Origin of the sequence: Novosphingobium sediminicola (genome assembly GCF_014196525.1) — a bacterium.
Classification (GTDB): Bacteria; Pseudomonadota; Alphaproteobacteria; order Sphingomonadales; family Sphingomonadaceae; genus Novosphingobium; species Novosphingobium sediminicola.
In genome coordinates, this window is the sequence record NZ_JACIDX010000024.1 from 1 (window position 1) to 16,416 (window position 16,416).

11 protein-coding genes are annotated in these 16,416 nt (G+C 63.9%); 7 read left to right on the plus strand and 4 right to left on the minus strand.

The window, feature by feature from the left end; all coding sequences use genetic code 11:
• Nucleotides 1-189: 189 nt before the first annotated feature.
• Nucleotides 190-1,161: a serine O-acetyltransferase EpsC gene (epsC, locus tag GGR38_RS21715; protein ID WP_183628735.1), complete on the minus strand. Its 972-nt coding sequence runs from the start codon at nt 1,159-1,161 to the stop codon at nt 190-192.
• Nucleotides 1,162-1,533: 372 nt separating this feature from the next.
• Nucleotides 1,534-3,615 carry a beta-glucosidase family protein gene (locus GGR38_RS21720; protein WP_183628736.1) on the minus strand — a complete coding sequence of 694 codons (2,082 nt, stop codon included), beginning with the start codon at nt 3,613-3,615 and terminating at the stop codon, nt 1,534-1,536.
• Nucleotides 3,616-3,987: 372 nt separating this feature from the next.
• Between GGR38_RS21720 and GGR38_RS21725 the strand changes: the two genes are divergently transcribed.
• Genes GGR38_RS21725 through GGR38_RS21735 form a run of 3 tightly spaced genes read left to right on the plus strand, consistent with a single transcriptional unit; the run spans nt 3,988 to nt 9,202 of the window.
• A complete protein-coding gene (locus GGR38_RS21725) occupies nt 3,988-6,384 on the plus strand; it encodes a TonB-dependent receptor (RefSeq protein WP_183628738.1) in 2,397 nt (798 codons plus the stop codon).
• A 23-nt stretch (nt 6,385-6,407) separates the two neighbouring features.
• Nucleotides 6,408-7,853: a DUF1593 domain-containing protein gene (locus GGR38_RS21730; RefSeq protein WP_221227205.1), complete on the plus strand. Its 1,446-nt coding sequence runs from the start codon at nt 6,408-6,410 to the stop codon at nt 7,851-7,853.
• 29 nt (nt 7,854-7,882) lie between these two features.
• Nucleotides 7,883-9,202, plus strand: coding sequence for a spinster family MFS transporter (locus GGR38_RS21735; protein WP_183628742.1), 1,320 nt, complete (start codon nt 7,883-7,885; stop codon nt 9,200-9,202).
• Here GGR38_RS21735 and GGR38_RS21740 read toward each other — a convergent pair whose 3' ends face one another.
• A complete protein-coding gene (locus tag GGR38_RS21740; protein ID WP_183628743.1) occupies nt 9,203-10,246 on the minus strand; it encodes a LacI family DNA-binding transcriptional regulator in 1,044 nt (347 codons plus the stop codon).
• Between the two features lie 204 nt (nt 10,247-10,450).
• Between GGR38_RS21740 and gtdA the strand changes: the two genes are divergently transcribed.
• From gtdA to GGR38_RS21760, 4 genes are read left to right on the plus strand one after another with little or no spacing between them, the layout of a single operon-like run.
• Nucleotides 10,451-11,509, plus strand: a complete 1,059-nt coding sequence (gtdA, locus tag GGR38_RS21745) for a gentisate 1,2-dioxygenase (RefSeq protein WP_183628745.1) — start codon at nt 10,451-10,453, stop codon at nt 11,507-11,509.
• A 1-nt stretch (nt 11,510) separates the two neighbouring features.
• On the plus strand, nt 11,511-12,206 hold the full coding sequence (locus GGR38_RS21750) for a fumarylacetoacetate hydrolase family protein (RefSeq protein ID WP_183628747.1): 696 nt from the start codon (nt 11,511-11,513) through the stop codon (nt 12,204-12,206).
• Nucleotides 12,199-12,825 (plus strand): maleylacetoacetate isomerase, encoded by a 627-nt coding sequence (gene maiA, locus GGR38_RS21755; RefSeq protein ID WP_183628749.1) that lies wholly within the window; start codon nt 12,199-12,201, stop codon nt 12,823-12,825. Before GGR38_RS21750 ends, maiA begins: the two co-directional genes overlap by 8 nt.
• Before the next feature lie 17 nt (nt 12,826-12,842).
• Nucleotides 12,843-14,444 (plus strand): sulfatase family protein, encoded by a 1,602-nt coding sequence (locus tag GGR38_RS21760; protein WP_246405171.1) that lies wholly within the window; start codon nt 12,843-12,845, stop codon nt 14,442-14,444.
• A 36-nt stretch (nt 14,445-14,480) separates the two neighbouring features.
• Here the strand turns inward: GGR38_RS21760 and GGR38_RS21765 are convergent, their stop codons facing one another.
• Nucleotides 14,481-16,259, minus strand: a complete 1,779-nt coding sequence (locus GGR38_RS21765) for an IlvD/Edd family dehydratase (RefSeq protein WP_183628751.1) — start codon at nt 16,257-16,259, stop codon at nt 14,481-14,483.
• Nucleotides 16,260-16,416 lie beyond the last annotated feature (157 nt).

The window sequence follows — 16,416 nt, forward strand, 5'->3', positions numbered from 1 at the left end:
CAGTTCGCTGTTCTCTTCGGCGATCGTTTCGTTCGGGCCATGGCGGCCTGATGTTCAACCGCCGCCCCGTACACGGAATTCCTGACACTCCCCGCGACCGATGCCGGTTCTGGCTCAGCGTCTGGCCAGTTTTGCCGAGCGTTCGGACCTGCATTTCGAATGGGGCAATGCGCCCCATTCCGTTGCAGCTTAGGGCCAGTTGGCCAGCGGATCGGTTTCAATCGAAATGCTGGGCGTGCCCTGCCGTACCACGCTGCGGGGCGCGACCGAGCGGGTCAGCCAGACATTGCCGCCAATTGCGCTGCCCGCCCCAATCGTGATGCGGCCAAGGATCGTCGCGCCCGCATAGATCACCACATCATCCTCGATCACCGGGTGACGCGGCGTGTTGATCAGATGGCCATTGTCATCCGAGGCAAAGCTGCGCGCGCCCAGCGTAACGGCCTGATACAGCCGCACACGCTTGCCGATGATCGCGGTCTGGCCGATGACGACGCCGGTGCCATGGTCGATGAAAAAGCTCTCGTCGATGGTGGCGCCGGGGTGGATGTCGATGCCGGTGCGCGAATGGGCGATCTCGGTGATGATCCGCGCGACCAGTGGCGCGCCATGGGCGTAGAGCACATGGGCGATGCGATAATGCAGCATCGCGGTCAGGGAAGGGTAGCAGAGCAGCACCTCGTCCACCGTGCGCGCGGCCGGATCGCCGGCAAAGGCGGCCTCCAGATCGGTGTCGAGCAACCGGCGCACATCGGGCAGGCCATGGGCCAGCGCGGCCACGATGGCATTGGCCTGCGCATGGATTTCGGCCTCATTCTGGGCGCGGCCCGCGTGCAGTTCCATGCGGATCTGCGCCGCCAGATCGGGCAAAGCGCGGCGCAGCGAGGCAATGACAAAGGCATCCTCGGTGTCCAGCGTCAGCCCGCGCGGGCCAAGCCGCATGGGAAACAGCGCCGAGGCCAGATTGTCCAGAATCTGCCCCAGCGCCAGACGCGAAGGAAAACCATGCGCGCCATAGGCCGAATCATGATCCTGCGACAATCGCCACTGATGCCGCCGCCCGCGCAGCGCATCGGCTAATGCGGGCAGATCCACCAGCGGGGGTTCAAAGCCCGAGGCGTTGCCAGAATTCTGATGCGCTGATGGATTGTTTTGCGTCATGAGATGATCCGGTAGGCCGCCATGAAGGATGCGGCAAGGGCGTACCTGCCGAATGGCGGAGAGGGGCAGGGCGGGGGCGGGATACGGCAATCGGCATTTCACATCGTCCTATCTGTGCAACAAAGCACGAGACAAGGAGCGGGAAACGCGCCGTCAGCCTCGTGCCGCTTTAGCCTTTGGTGACGCGGAGCAAGCTGACACGGGAGATCAAAAGCCGCGATCCGGCGGGGGAGGGAGGGAATAACCCCGCCGGACGCAAAAACCTCTACTGAATGAGTTGAGATTGATCCAGCAACGCTTGTTTGGCGTGGGATAAGAAAAACTTGGGGTGCATGAAAAAAGGGGCGCTCGGTCAGGCGCCCCTTTGGTGTTTCAAACCTCGATGCTGGTTTCGAGGCATTGGGCGCTGCTGCCCCCGGCATAAACCCGATAGGTCCCGCGTTCGAGCCGCCAGTCTTGGCCAGCCCGCCAGCGCATCGTGTCGAGCGCCACGGTAAAGCGCGCAATCGCCGTTTCCCCCGGCGCCAGCGACACGCGGGCAAAGCCGCGCAATTGCTTGACCGCGCGCTCGGCCTCGACGCCCGGCGCGCCGATATAGCATTGCACCACCTCGTCCGCCGCCTCATCGCCGGTGTTGCGCACGGCGACCGACACTTCAATGGCCTCGCGTGCCACGCGCGCGTTCAGGGCCGAATAGGCAAAGCCAGCATAGGACAGGCCATGGCCAAAGGCATAGCGCGGAGCGATGCCTTCGCGCTCCAGCTTGGTATAGCCATGCCACAGGTCATAGGTGATTTCATCCGCATCGCGGTCGAAGAAGGGGTAATGGGTCGCATCGCGCGCCACCGTAAAGGGCAGCTTGCCCGAGGGGCAAACATCGCCAAACAGCACTTCGGCAAGGGCGGTGCCGCCCTCCATACCGGCGTAAAAGCTCATCAGGATGGCGTTCACATCGCCGCGCCATTCCTCGACCAGCACCGCCGAACCGGCCACGATGGCGACCACCACGGGCTTGCCGCTGGCCGCCGCTGCTTTGATAAGCGCCACCTGCGCCTCCGGCAGGCTCAGGCCCACGCGGTCGCCGCCGATGGGGGTGGGTGAAAGGCTGGGGCCGCGCGGCTTCTTGTCGGCGCCAAGGGCGATGTCGCCCAGAATATATTCGCCCTCTTCCTTGGCCGTATAGCCCGCCACGACCAGCACCGCATCGGCGGCGTCCGCTGCGGCGCGCGCGGCGTCCAGATCGCTCTCATCGGCGTGGAGAACTGCCTCCTCGCCCAGCATCGCGCGCAGGCCGGCCAGTGGGGTGATGACATAGGGCGGGCGCACGCGGCTCGATCCATTGTCGCCGGTGTTTTCCAGCGCGGCCAGCGCGCCGAGAACAGCCAGCTTGCGCGTCTTTTCGCGGCGCAGCGGCAGCATCCCGTCATTTTCCAGCAGCACCGCACATTTGCGCGCCGCCTCCAGCGCCAGCGCGCGATGAGCGTTGCACGCGATCAGCTCCTTGCCATAGGCAGGCAGCGGATCTTCGCGCCGGGCGAATGCCAATTGCGTGGTCAGAATGCGGCGGCAGGCGCGGTCCACCACATAGGGTTCGACCAAGCCTTCCTCGACCGCCGTGACCAGCTTTTCGCCAAACACCAAGGGTTCGGGATTTTCGATGTCGAGGCCCGCCGAGGCGCCATAGACCTTGTAAACCCCGCGCACCCAGTCGGAATGGACAAAGCCGGTGAATTTCCACTCATCGCGCAGGATCTCGGTCAGCAGCACGCGATCCTGACCGCAATATTCGCCGTTCACCTTGTTATAAGAGGTCATCACGCTGGCGATGCCCGCATCAAGGCAGTGCTTGAAATGGGGCAGGTAAACTTCGTGCAGCGCGCGTTCATCGGCCAGCACGTTCACCTTGAAACGCGCGTTTTCCATCGAGTTCAGCGCGAAATGCTTGACCGTGGCGATGATATTGTGGGTCTGGATGCCCGTGCCCATCGCCGCGCCCATCACGCCCAGATGCCACGGGTCCTCGCCATAGGTTTCCTGCGCGCGGCCCCATGCCGGGTGACGAAGCAGGTTGATGCAGACGGCGCCGGAGAAATTGCAGTCCTGCGCGCGGCCTTCGATGCCCATTGCCTCACCGATTCGCAGTTCGAGATTGGCGTCGAACGTCGCCCCTCGCGCCATGGTGCAGGGAAAGCAGGTGGAATTGCCGCGCGTGACGCCGCGTGGCCCATCGGTGAACCACAAAGGCGAAAGGCCCAGTCGCGCATTGCCGCCGCCCGCGCGATAGGGGCGGGCGCCCCATACGCGATTGTCTTCCTGCAAAGCGGTGAAAAACCCTTGCCCCGACATCATTTCGACCTTCTCGGCCAGCGTCATTTGCGCGAGCAGCGCTTCGACCTCGGCCGCGACAGTCTGCTGGGTTTCAGTAGATTGCGGGGTCAGGGTGGGGGCGGTCATTCGCGGGTAGTCCTCTCGATCATGGGGCGGGATTTGGCATTGCTGTATGAATACCGCTAAACCTGCGCTAGCCCATGCCGTCAAATTTGTCGAGAGGCGAGGATATTTCGCGAAATGTGAGGGATTTCCGAGGTTCTTTGGTCACAGGTCTGCGGCAAACCGTTTTTCGATACCGCATCACCCTCTTGACAGCGGCGCGTTTCGGCACGAATAGGGCCCCATAAGGTGTAGCGCTAATCCACGTATTGCCGCGCAGCATCTGAGAACAAGCCTGAACAAGGCATTGGGAGATGGGGATTTTGAGGCTGGCACCAGCCTCCTTCGCCTGCCCGATGCGCCACCGGCCAACGCGCCCCCGGGAGGTATCCGAGAATGACCAAGTCTATCCACCTGCTCACCCTGTCCAGTCTCGCGGCGCTGGCCATTGCCACGCCTGCGCTGGCCCAGCAGGCTGCACCCGCTGCTCCGGCCGCCGAACCCGCCGAAGTGCCCGGCGACATCGTCGTGACCGCGCAGAAGCGCTCTGAGCGCCTCGTGGCCGTGCCGCTTGCTGTGACCGCTGTGTCGGGCGCCAGCCTGGCCAATCAGCAGATCAACGACACCGCTGGCCTGACGCGCGCCGTTCCCGCGCTGTCGTATCAGGCGGGCAATGGTCCGGGCAATTCCAGCTTCCGCATCCGCGGCGTCGGCACGCAATTGTTCAGCTATGGCGTGGAATCGGCCGTGGCCGTGGTGGTTGACGGCGTGGTCGCCCCGCGTCAGGTGCAGGGCTTTGCCGATCTGGCCGACCTTCAGCGCGTTGAAGTGCTGCGCGGCCCGCAGGGCACGCTGTTCGGCAAGAACGCGACCGCCGGTGTCATCAACATCGTGACCGAAGCGCCCACCAACCACCTGACCGGCCATTTTGACGCCACCGTCGCCGAAAAGGGCGAATATCGCGTCAAAGGTTCGGTGTCTGGCCCGCTGTCCGAAAACGTCAAGGGCCGCATCAGCGCCTATTACAATGACGTGGGCGGCTTCATCTATAACGCCAACACCGGCCGCAACACCAATGGCTCCAAGAGCTGGGGCGTGCGCGGCAAGCTGGAATGGGATGCCACCAGCAACCTCAAGATCAAGCTGCTGGCCGATATGAGCAGCACGGATGCCGATTGCTGCTCGCGCGTGCCGGTCAAGATCACCACGCCTGCCATGCAGACACTGCTGGGCAATATCTCGGCCACGCCGACGAACCGCACCGTGTCGAATGACGGCAACGGCTATTATCGCACCACCACCAACATCGTTTCGCTTCAGGGCGACCTCGATCTGGGCAAGGCCACCGTCACCTCGATCACCGCGTTCCAGCGCTTTACCGATGTGGACCAGTTTGAGCCGGACCAGATCGCCTCGAACCCGAACCGCTATGTCGGCGCCTTTGCCTATTCGCAGTGGAACGACAATTTCAACCATGTGGCCTATAACAACTGGTCGCAGGAGCTGCGCATCGGTTCGAACGGCAACAGCGACCTGACCTATGTTGCGGGCGTGTTCTATAACCACATCAACCTCAACCGCTATCAGTCGCGCCGCCGCCTGACCTGCTCGTCGGGCGCCTCGATCGGCGCTGCCTGCTCGGGCACCTCGGTCAGCCAGTCGGCCGCGATGAACGGCACCTATGCGGGCGACAATATCGCCGGTTTCGGCCAGATCGACTGGCGCGCCGTGGGCGGCCTGCACGTCATTGCCGGTATCCGCGAACAGTATGAAGCCCAGCGCGTGACCGGCAGCAATTACGGCCCGATCAACAGCGGCGACGTCATCTTCCCCGGCACGGTCGTGTCGAGCGGCACCACCCGCCGCAGCGGTTCGGCGCTGACCGGCAAGGCTGGCCTGCGCTATGAATTCAACCGCAACCTTCAGGCCTATGCCAGCTATACGCGCGGCTATAAGGCCTTTGCGCTGGACATCGACATCGGCACCAACTTCGCCACGCAGACGGGTCTGGCCCCTGAGCGCGTCAATGCCTACGAACTGGGCCTGAAGTGGTCGGCGCCGGGCGGTCTGCTCGACATCAACACCGCGCTGTTCCGTTCGGACTTCACCAACCTTCAGGTGCAGGCGCTGGTCACCGACGTTGCCACCGGCACGTTCAACACCGTGCTGGCCAATGCGGGCAAGTCGCGTTCGCAGGGCTTTGAAGTCGAAGCCACGCTGCGCCCGGTCAAGGGCCTGAGCATCGGCGCGAACTTCTCGTACACCGACGCCACCATCGACGTGCCGGGCCAGAGCTGCGCCATCCAGCAGCAGACGGGCCTCTCGACCTATTCGTCGAACACCCCGTCGAACACCTGCTATTTCAAGCAGACCACGACCGGCGGCGTCACCAGCACGTCGAGCGCGATCATCGACGTTGTGGGCGGCAAGCTGCCCGCAACTCCGGCCTATCGCTTTGGCATCACGCCGCGCTATGAACGCGACTTCGGCAATCTGACGGGCTTCATCCAGATGGCTCTCAATTATCAAAGCTCGACGATCTTCGCGCTCAATCAGGACCCGCTGCTGGCGCAGGGCGCCTATACGCTGGTCGATGGCAGCATCGGCGTGCATGGCCCCGACAACCGCTGGAGCGCGACCGTGTTCGTGCGCAACATGTTCAACCAGAACTACTACACCCAGTTGAACCACGGCACCCTGCTGGCCAACACGACCAATTCGGGCGATCTGTGGGCCAACTTCAACAAGGACTCGCGTCGTTACTTCGGCGCGACCGTGGGCTTCCGCTTCTGATGCGGCGGGGCGGTTTCTCGCCCTTGGTTTCCCTCCTGCGCGCCGGGTTTTCCCTCCCGGCGCGCAGACGGTTTTGGCTGGGGCTGGCCGCGCTTGGTCTGGCGTCCCATCCAACGCTGGCCGCTGCGCCAGTCCCAGTCAAACCACGCCTTCTAATCCTGACCGACATTGGCAATGAGCCCGACGATTCCGAAAGCCTCGTCCGCTTGCTGCTCTATGCCAATGAATTCGACATTGCCGCGATTATCGCCACCACATCGACGTGGCAGCGCGACCGCGTGCGCCCCGAACTGATCGACCAGCGCCTCGACGCCTATGCGCAGGTCTGGCCCAATCTTACCCATCACGCCGATGGCTATCCATCGCCCGACACCTTGCGCCAGCGCCGTATTGCGGGCGCGCCGCTCTATGGCATGAAGGGCGTCGGCAAGGGGCATGACACCAAGGCCAGCGCGGCCATCATCGCCGCCGTGGACGCGGGCAGCTCGACGCGCCCGCTCTGGGTTCTGGCTTGGGGCGGCGTCACCGATCTGGCGCAGGCGCTCTGGCATATACGCGCCACGCGCAGCCCTGCCGATCAGGCCCGCTTCTTAAGCAAACTGCGCGTCTATTCGATTTCCGATCAGGATGACGCCGGGCCATGGGCGCGCGAGAATTTCCCCTCGCTGTTCTGGATCGCCAGCATCCACGGCTGGGGCCAATATAACATGGCGGCATGGAGCGGCATTTCCGGCGACCGCCGCAGCGCCGAACAATGGCCAGACCGCGACAAGGTGATGGACCCATGGCTGGAGGCCAATATCCGCCGGGGCCCGCTGGGCGCGCTCTATCCCTTGCCCGCCTTCATCATGGAGGGCGATACGCCTTCGCTGCTCTATATGATCCCCAATGGCCTGTCCGATCCGGAAAGGCCAGATTGGGGTTCGTGGGGCGGGCGCTATATGGCGGCGGCGCCGGGGGCCGGATTGTATGCCGACACCAAGGATGTCTTCACCCGCGATGGCGCGACCTATGCGGGCAATCAGGCGACGATCTATCGTTGGCGCGGCGCGTTTCAGAATGACTTTGCCGCGCGCATGGCATGGACGCTGACGCCTGACCGCGCGCGCGCCAACCATGCGCCCGTGGCGGTGGTCAATGGCGAGGCGGGCCGCGCGCCCTTGCGCATCACGGCAAAGGCAGGCGAAACCATCCGCCTTGATGCGGGCCAGTCGCGCGATCCTGATGGCGATGCACTGAGCGCCCATTGGTGGCAATATCGCGATGTCGGCGGCATTCCGCCGCAGGCGCCCGTGGCCATCGCCGCGCCCGATGCGATGGAAACCGCCATCACCATGCCCATGGTCAATGCCCCGCGCGACCTGCATGTCATCCTCGAACTGTCCGATCGCGGCGCGCCCGCGATGCTGGCCTATCGACGTATTATCATCTCCGTTCTACCAGTCGCGGCGGCAAAACCGGCGCAATAGGCCCCACTTTTTGGAAAAAGCAGACCAAGATGCAAACGCAGGAGCAATCTTCCACCCCATGGCCCTCGGCGGGCCGCGCATGGTGGGTGGCCATTGTGCTGATGCTGGCCAACACGCTGGCCTTTGTCGACCGTCAGGCGCTGGCCCTGCTGGTTCAACCGATCAAGCAGGATCTGGGCATTTCCGACACGGCGATCAGTCTGCTTTACGGCCTGTCCTTCACGCTGTTCTACATTGCGGTGGGCCTCCCGATTGCGCGTCTGGCGGATCGGTCGAACCGGCGCAACATCGTGGCGGGCGCGATTTTCGTATGGAGCGTGGCCACCAGCCTTTGCGGTCTGGCGCGCAGTTTTACCATGCTGTTTGCCGCCCGCGTGGGCGTGGGCGCGGGCGAGGGCGGGTTGACCCCTTCGGCCCTCTCGCTGCTGTCGGATTATTTCCCCAAGGAACGTCTGCCGCTGGCCATGTCGATTTATCAGATCGGCATTTATCTGGGCAATGCCTCGGCGCTGGTGATCGGCGGCGTGGTGTTTACCCATATCCAGCCGACCGCCTCGATCATACTGCCCGTGCTGGGCGCGATGAAGGGGTGGCAACTGGTGTTTCTGCTGCTGGGCCTGCCGGGCATTGTGCTGGCGGCGGTCACGTTCACTCTGCGCGAACCGGCCCGTCAGGGCGTGGGCGCCAAGGAACCGAGCGCACCGCTCTCGCAATTCTTTGCCCATATCGGCGCGCGCCGCCGAGCCTATATCGGCATTATGCTGGGCTTTGCGCTGATGATCCTGGTCGGCAATGGCACGGCGGTCTGGGTCCCGGCTTTCTTTGAGCGCACTTATGGCTGGACCACGGCCTCGGTGGGCAAGATCCTTGGCCCGGTGGTCTTTCTGTGCGGCACGACCGGCGCGCTGACCGGCGGCTATGTCGCCACGGTGCTGCGCCGCAGGGGCATGGCGCATGGCAATCTGGTGGCTGCGCTTTTCGGCTTCTGCATGCTGGTGCCGATCACCATCGGCTTTCCTCTGATGTCCAATCCCTATGTGGCGCTGGCTCTGGTGGGGACGATGAACTTCTTTGCCGGGTTCAATTATGGCGGTGGCCTCGCCACGCTTCAGGAACTGACGCCCAACCGGATGCGCGCGCTGATGTCGGCGGCCTATATGCTGACGATCAACCTGATCGGCGCGGCGCTTGGGCCGACGGCCATCGCGCTGGTCACCGACTATTGGTTCCACGATCCCAAGTCGCTCAATCTGGCGATCTCGCTGGTTTGCGCGGTGGCCTCGCCGCTTTCGGTGGTGCTGTTGTGGATGGGGATGCGCGATTATCGGCGCATCCTCGCTTCTCAATAATCAGGTGCTTTCGCGTGTGACGATCTGATAGGGGTGCCACTCGGCGGTAAAGGGGCGGTCGGCCTCGCCGTCGCGGTGGCGCTCCACCAGCCAGTTGGTCGCCTGCGCGGCCATCAGGTCGATGTCCTGACGCACCGTGGTCAGCGGCGGCCAGATCTTGACCGCGATGGGCGCATCGTCAAACCCGGCCACGGCCACATCCTGCGGAATGCGCAGGCCCCGGCGATGCGCGGCCAGCACGACGCCCGCCGCCATATCATCATTGCTGGCAAAGATCGCATCGGGCGGAGTTTTCAGGTCGAGCAGGGCGGCGCCCGCGCTCAGGCCCGATTCAAAGGTGAAATCGCCCGGCGCGATCAAGGTCGGGTCCAGCCCCAACCCCCGCGCCGAGAGCGCCGCGCCATAGCCTTCAAAGCGCGCCTTGCTGGCCGAATGGGTCGATGCGCCCATGACAAATCCGATGCGCTTATAGCCCCGGTCGAGCAGATGGCTTGTCATGTCCATCGCGGCGGCGCGTTCGTCAATGCCCACCACATCCATATCGTCCAGCGCCCGCCCGCAGGCAATCGCGGCAATCGGCACGCCAAGCCCGGCAAGGGTCGGGCTGCCCGAAAGCATTTCATTATAGGGCGGGGCCAGCAGGATCGCGCTGGCCCCGCTGCGCACCAGCGAGGACACCGCCTCAATCGCCGAGGAAGCGGCCAGATCGTCGCATTTGCGGATGATGATCTGGGCGCCTGCGCGCGCGGCGGCGTTCAAGGCCCCCACCAGCATGGCCGAGAGAAACGCGTTCTGCGCATTGCGATAGACGATGCCGATGCGGGGCGAACGCGCGCTGGCCAAAGACCGCGCCGCCGCATTGGGCACATAGCCCAGCTCCTCCACCGCCTTCAAAACCGCCGCCCGCGTCGCCTCGCGCACGCTCTTGGTGCCGTTCAGGACATGGGAAACCGTCATCGGGCTGACCCCGGCGGAATCGGCCACCGACTGAATGGTGATGCTCTGGCGCGAACGTCTGGACCGGGCGGGGATGGGGTTTGACATGATCGGCATCGGTCCATTCGTGATCGGGCCTACAACAGCTTGGCCCCCTGTCGTTTCAGCGCTACGAGAGAGCAGGGGCAGAGCGCAAGCCCTCGATTGCGAAACTCTGGTATAGCGCTACAATTTTTTGGTTGCGCGCGCCATCACTTTTCGCCAGATGAGGGTTCAGAGCCAAATCTGTTCCCGAGTTGAGAGGATTCGACAATGACGCTGGCGAATGAGCAGCAGGCCCAGTTGCATGCGCTCTATGATGAAATGGCTCCGTCCTATCTGACGCCCCTGTGGGAATCTTTGGCCGATCTGGTGCGCCCGTTTCCGCGTTCGGCGGCCCATGCCCATCGGTGGAATTATGACGAGGCCCGCAATTACCTGATGCGCGCGGGCGATCTGATCAGCGCGGAGAAGGCCGAGCGCCGCGTGCTGATCCTGGAAAACCCCGGTCTGCCCGGTCAATCCGCGATCACGCCCAGCCTCTATGCGGGCCTGCAACTGATCCTGCCGGGCGAAGTCGCCCCCTGCCATCGCCACAGCCAGTCGGCTCTGCGCTTTGTGATGGAGGGCGAGGGCGCCTTTACCGCGCTGGACGGCGAAAAGGCGATCATGCGCCCCTTCGACCTCGTGCTGACGCCGGGCGGCCAGTGGCATGACCATGGCAACCCCAGCGACAAGCCGATGATCTGGCTCGATGGTCTGGATATTCCCACCGTCCGCCTGTTCGACGCGCAATTTGCCGAACATTACGTCGATGCTTCTGGGGCAAAGGCTTTCCCCGAAAGCGCGCCTGCGGGCGATACGCTGGCCCGCTATGGCCATAATATGCGCCCGATGCGTGGGTCTGCGGCCGACCGTCGCCCTGCGCATCAGCCCTTGTTTCATTACCCCTATGCCCAGTGGCGTCCCGCTTTGGACGCATTGGCGGCCAGCGGCGAGATCGACCCGCATATGGGGCATGCGCTGGAATTCACCAATCCGGCCGATGGCGGGCCGATCATGCCCACCATCGCGGCCCATGTCCGCCTGATCCCCGCCGGTTTTGCAACCAAGCCGCGCAAGTCCAGCGACGGCACGATCTTTGTCGTGGTCGAGGGCAGCGGCACCGCCAAGGTGGGCGACACCGAAATCAACCTGTCCGAACGCGACGTTTTCGCCGTGCCTTCGTGGAGCGAACTGGTGCTTCAGGCGAGCGAGACGCTCGTGCTGTTCGCCTATTCGGACAAGGCTTCCCAAGAAAAACTGAACCTCTACCGTGAATGGAACTCGTAAGATGACGCTGTTTGCACCTCCGGCTCCGATCATCGCCGAAACCACCGAAGGCAAGGGCTTCCCGGTCCGCCGCCTGTTCTGCATCGGGCGCAATTATGCCGCCCACGCCCGCGAAATGGGCAAGGACCCGACGCGCGAGGCGCCCTTCTTCTTTACGAAGTGGGCCGAGACCGTTGTGCCGTCGGGCACCACCATCGCCTATCCGCCCGAAACCGCGAATTTCCACTATGAGGCCGAACTGGTCGTGGCGATCGGCAAGGGCGGCCGCAACATTGTCGAATCCGATGCGCTGAGCCACGTTTACGGCTATGCCACCGGCCTCGACATGACGCGCCGCGATGTGCAGCTTGAAGCGCGCGACAAGGGCCGCCCTTGGGACACCGGCAAGAATGTCGAACAGTCCAGCCCGCTGGGCATCATCCATCCGGTTTCGGAAACGGGCGAGCTCAAGACCGGCCGCATCAGCCTGACCGTCAATGGCGACATCAAGCAGGACGCCGATCTGGCCGACCTGATCTGGAGCGTGGACGAGGTGATCGCCTATGTCTCGCGCTTCTATCGTCTGGAACCGGGCGACCTGATCTACACCGGCACGCCCGCCGGCGTCGGCGCGGTGGTGACGGGCGACGAGATCGTGATCTCGGTCGAGGGCCTGACGCCCTGCACGATCAAGGTCGGGCCCAAGGCCGATGTCTGAGCCGCTGCTGCACGGCTTTTTCCGCTCGGGCGCATCCTATCGGGTGCGCATCGCGCTGGGGCTGAAGGGCATCGCCTATGGCAATGCCAGCTACAGCCTGCGCGATGGGGCGCAGCGTTCGCCCGCCTATCTGGCGCTCAACCCGCAAGGGCTGGTGCCTGCGCTGGAGATCGACGGGGCGGTGCTGACGCAAAGTCTGGCGATCATCGAATATCTCGATGAAACCCATGACGGTCCGCGTTTGCTGCCCACCGATCCGATCCTGCGCGCCCATGTGCGTGCGGCGGCGCAGGTCATCGCCATCGACATCCATCCGATCCAGAACCTGAAAGTTCTGGGCTGGGTGAAGGCGCTGGGCGGCGATGAAAGCGCATGGGCTGCCCGCGTGATCGAGGAAGGCTTTGCCGCTTTCGACGCGCTGATCGCTCCTCATGCTGGCCGGTTCTGCTTTGGCGATACGGTGACTTTGGCTGATGTGTGCCTTGTGCCGCAACTGGTCAACGCCCGCCGCTTTGGCGCGAAGGATATCCCCGCGCGCCTGTTGGCCATTGAGGAAGCCTGTCTGGCGCTGCCCGCTTTTGATGCGGCGCGCCCGGAAAATCAGCCCGACGCCGTGTAAAACGAAAGATACCGCCCATGAATTTGCCTCTCACACGCCGCAATATCATGGGCGGTATCGGCGCCGGAATGCTGTCCGGCGTTCTATCCCATGCCGATCTGGCGCAGGCGGCCCCTTTGGCTATGCCTATTCCCAGCGCCGGTTCGCGCCCCAATCTGATCCTGTTCTTTCCCGATGAACTGCGCGCCGATGCGCTGGGCTGCTATGGCAATCCGGTCACGCGCACGCCCAATTTCGACCGTTTGGCCAAATCGGGCACGATGTTCCGCAACGCCCATGTGCAATATCCGGTCTGTGCGGCCTCGCGCTGCTCAATGCTGACGGGCCTGCCCACCAGCGCCACCGGCCATCGCGGTTTTTCCTATCTGATCCAGCCCAATGAGCCCAATCTCTTCGCGATGTTGCGGCAATCGGGCTATGACACGTTCTTTTTCGGCAAGAATGATGTGCTGGCCCCCGAAACCTTCGCGACCAGCCTGACCGCATGGGCCGATCCTCCGGCGCCGGGCGCGGCCTCGGGCGATCATGCGCCCGGCGCGCGGGCGGGGGTCAACAATGGCCCGGTCACGATGTTGCTGCCCCCCATGGGCGACCGGCGCGAGACCAGCGATTACGGCATTATCCAGCGCGCCATCCAGGTGATTGAGCGCAAGGAGAGCGACCGGCCCTTCTGCCTGTTCCTGCCGATTTTTCAGCCTCATCCGCCCTACCGCGCGCCTGCCGATTTCGCGGGCATGTACAAGGCCGATGATTTGCCCGCGCTGATCCCGCCGGGCCTCTCGGGCAAACCGGCCTATCATGAGGCGATCCGCCGCGCCTATGGCTTGGACAAGGCCGGGCCGGAGGTTTTCGCCCGCGTGCGCGCCGCCTATTATGGTCAGGTGTCCTATGCCGACTGGCTGCTGGGCGAATTGCTCGACGCGCTGGATCGCACCGGGCGCGACAAGGACACCGCCGTGTTCGTCGGTTCCGACCATGGCGATTATGCGGGCGATTATGGTCTGGTTGAAAAATGGCATGGCGGGCTGGAAAGCTGCCTGACGCATGTGCCGCTGATCGGGCGCGTTCCGGGCGTGGCAGGGGGCCATGTGGCGCAGGATATGGTCGAGCTTTACGACATCATGCCCAGCTTCCTCTCGCTGGCCGGGGCGCGTTCAGGGGGCACGCAGTTCGGGCGCTCGCTCTTGCCGCAGATCCACGGGCAGGCGGGCGATCCCAATCGCGCGGCCTTTACCGAGGCGGGCATCAACACCTATGAACCGCAGGCTTTCGACACGCCTTCGGGGGGCTTGTACAAGATGAAGTCGCAACTGGCGGCGCAGGAGCCGGTGCTTGTGTCCCGCGCGGCCAGTGTTCGCACGCAGCGTCACACCTATATTCACCGCCCGCAGGGGCAGAGCGAGATGTATGACCGCATTGCCGATCCGGGCGAGACGCGCAATCTGATCGGCACCAAGGCGGTGGCGCGGGATCAGGCCGCGCTGCAACAGCGCCTGCTCAACTGGTATATCAACACCAGCGGCGTGCCGCAGGATACGCGCAACAGCCGCGATGTGCCCAACTTCATTCCCCCGCAGGCGCCCAAGCCTGAGGCGGCGGACAGAATTCTCGACCTCTGATAGGAAAAAGGCCGCTGTCTCCAGCGGCCTTTTTTGTCAGTGATTATGCCGGGGCGTTTTCGCCGCAAGGCCCCGATATTTGACCGCCATTTCCAGCACGGCCCCTTCGCCCATCTGCCCGGTCTTTTCGCGATAAAGCTCCTCCCAAGGCGTGTTGCTGGGCGGAACCGGGGGCAGGGGCTCGGCCCGGCGGCGCGCGATTTCCTCGTCCGAAACCAGCGCATTGCAGGTGCCCTTGACCACATCGATGCGGATGGTGTCGCCCGTGCGCAGCCATGACAGCCCGCCGCCCACCGCGCTTTCGGGCGAGCAATTGAGGATCGAGGGGCTGTCCGAGGTACCCGACTGGCGCCCGTCGCCAAGCGTGGGCAGCCATTGCACCCCGCGCTGGATCAGGGCTGCGGGGGGCTGCATGTTCACGACCTCGGCGCTGCCCGGCCAGCCTTGAGGGCCAGCGCCGCGCATGACGAGGATGCAGTTTTCGTCGATGTTCAGCGCAGGATCGTCGATCCGGTGATGATAGTCATCGCCCCCTTCAAACACCACCGCGCGCGCCTCGAACGTGCCGGGGGCATCGGGGTTGGACAGGTAGCGGCCCCGGAACTCCTCGGAAATCACGCTGGTCTTCATGATGCCGAAATCGAACAGATTGCCCGACAGCACAAGGAAGCCCGCCTTTTCCTTCAAAGGCTCGGCAAAGGGTCGGATCACTTCACGGTCGCGGGCAGGGCGCGCGCCGACATTTTCCGCCACCGTCTCACCCGTCACGCTCAGGCAATCGCCATCCAGCTTGCCCTCCTGCAATAACTCCCACATCACCGAAGGCACGCCGCCCGCGCGGTGGAAACGCTCGCCAAGGAAGCGGCCCGCAGGCTGCATATCAACGATCAGCGGCAGGTCATAGCCATGCTCCATCCAGTCGGCGGCAGTGATTTCAACACCCGCATGACGCGCCATGGCGACGATATGGGGCTGGGCGTTGCTCGACCCGCCGATGGCCGTCACCACGCGGATCGCGTTCAGAAAGCTCTCGCGCGTCAGGATCTTGGACGGGCGCAGGTCTTCATGCGCCATCTCGACAATGCGGCGGCCCGTTTCATAGGCGATCTGGCCGCGCTCACGATAGGGCGCGGGGATCGCCGCGCATCCGGGCAGTGACAGGCCCAGCGCCTCGGCCACGGCGTTCATGGTCGAGGCCGTCCCCATCGTGTTGCAATGGCCCGCCGAGGGCGCGGAATCGCAGGCGCGCTGAAGGAACTCGTCCTCGGTAATCTCGCCCGCCGCCAGCTTGCGGCGGCTGCGCCAGATCACCGTGCCCGAGCCGACCAGATCGCCTTCATGCCAGCCATCGAGCATTGGCCCGCCCGACAGGACGATGGCGGGAATGTCCACCGTGCTGGCGGCCATCACTTGGCTGGGCGTGGTCTTGTCGCAACCCGTGGTCAGCACCACCGCGTCGATGGGATAGCCGTAAAGGATCTCGACCAGCCCCAGATAGGCCAGATTGCGATCCAGCGCCGCAGTCGGTCGGCGGCAGTTTTCAAAGATCGGATGGACCGGAAATTCCATGCAGATCCCGCCCGCATCGCGGATGCCGTCGCGCACACGCTTGGCCAGATCGAGGTGGATGCGGTTGCATGGCGAAAGGTCGCTGCCGCTCTGTGCGATGCCGATGATCGGGCGGCCGGAGCGCAGTTCATCGGGCGTGATCCCGTAATTCATGAAGCGTTCGAGATAGAGCGCCACCATGTCGGACCGCGCCGGATCGGCAAACCAGTCCTGCGAACGGAAACGGCGGGTGGAATTATCGGTCATCTGTATCTCTCCCTTGAGAAATCTCTAGCGCGCGACGGGTGCGATGCCAGCGATTTCCCGCCCTCATTGCTCAAAACCACTTGACAGCGAGCATGTTTACATGATGGTAGCGCTATCAAGCTTTGTCAACGCCGCGCGCCTGCGTTTGGTGTCGAAA

Coding starts and splice junctions, on each gene's coding strand:
- GGR38_RS21750 (WP_183628747.1), top strand. CDS start 11,511: ATGACGCTGTTTGCACCTCCGGCTCCGATCATCGCCGAAACCACCGAA.
- GGR38_RS21765 (WP_183628751.1), bottom strand. CDS start 16,259: ATGACCGATAATTCCACCCGCCGTTTCCGTTCGCAGGACTGGTTTGCC.
- epsC (WP_183628735.1), bottom strand. CDS start 1,161: ATGACGCAAAACAATCCATCAGCGCATCAGAATTCTGGCAACGCCTCG.
- maiA (WP_183628749.1), top strand. CDS start 12,199: ATGTCTGAGCCGCTGCTGCACGGCTTTTTCCGCTCGGGCGCATCCTAT.
- GGR38_RS21740 (WP_183628743.1), bottom strand. CDS start 10,246: ATGTCAAACCCCATCCCCGCCCGGTCCAGACGTTCGCGCCAGAGCATC.
- GGR38_RS21735 (WP_183628742.1), top strand. CDS start 7,883: ATGCAAACGCAGGAGCAATCTTCCACCCCATGGCCCTCGGCGGGCCGC.
- GGR38_RS21760 (WP_246405171.1), top strand. CDS start 12,843: ATGAATTTGCCTCTCACACGCCGCAATATCATGGGCGGTATCGGCGCC.
- GGR38_RS21725 (WP_183628738.1), top strand. CDS start 3,988: ATGACCAAGTCTATCCACCTGCTCACCCTGTCCAGTCTCGCGGCGCTG.
- gtdA (WP_183628745.1), top strand. CDS start 10,451: ATGACGCTGGCGAATGAGCAGCAGGCCCAGTTGCATGCGCTCTATGAT.
- GGR38_RS21720 (WP_183628736.1), bottom strand. CDS start 3,615: ATGACCGCCCCCACCCTGACCCCGCAATCTACTGAAACCCAGCAGACT.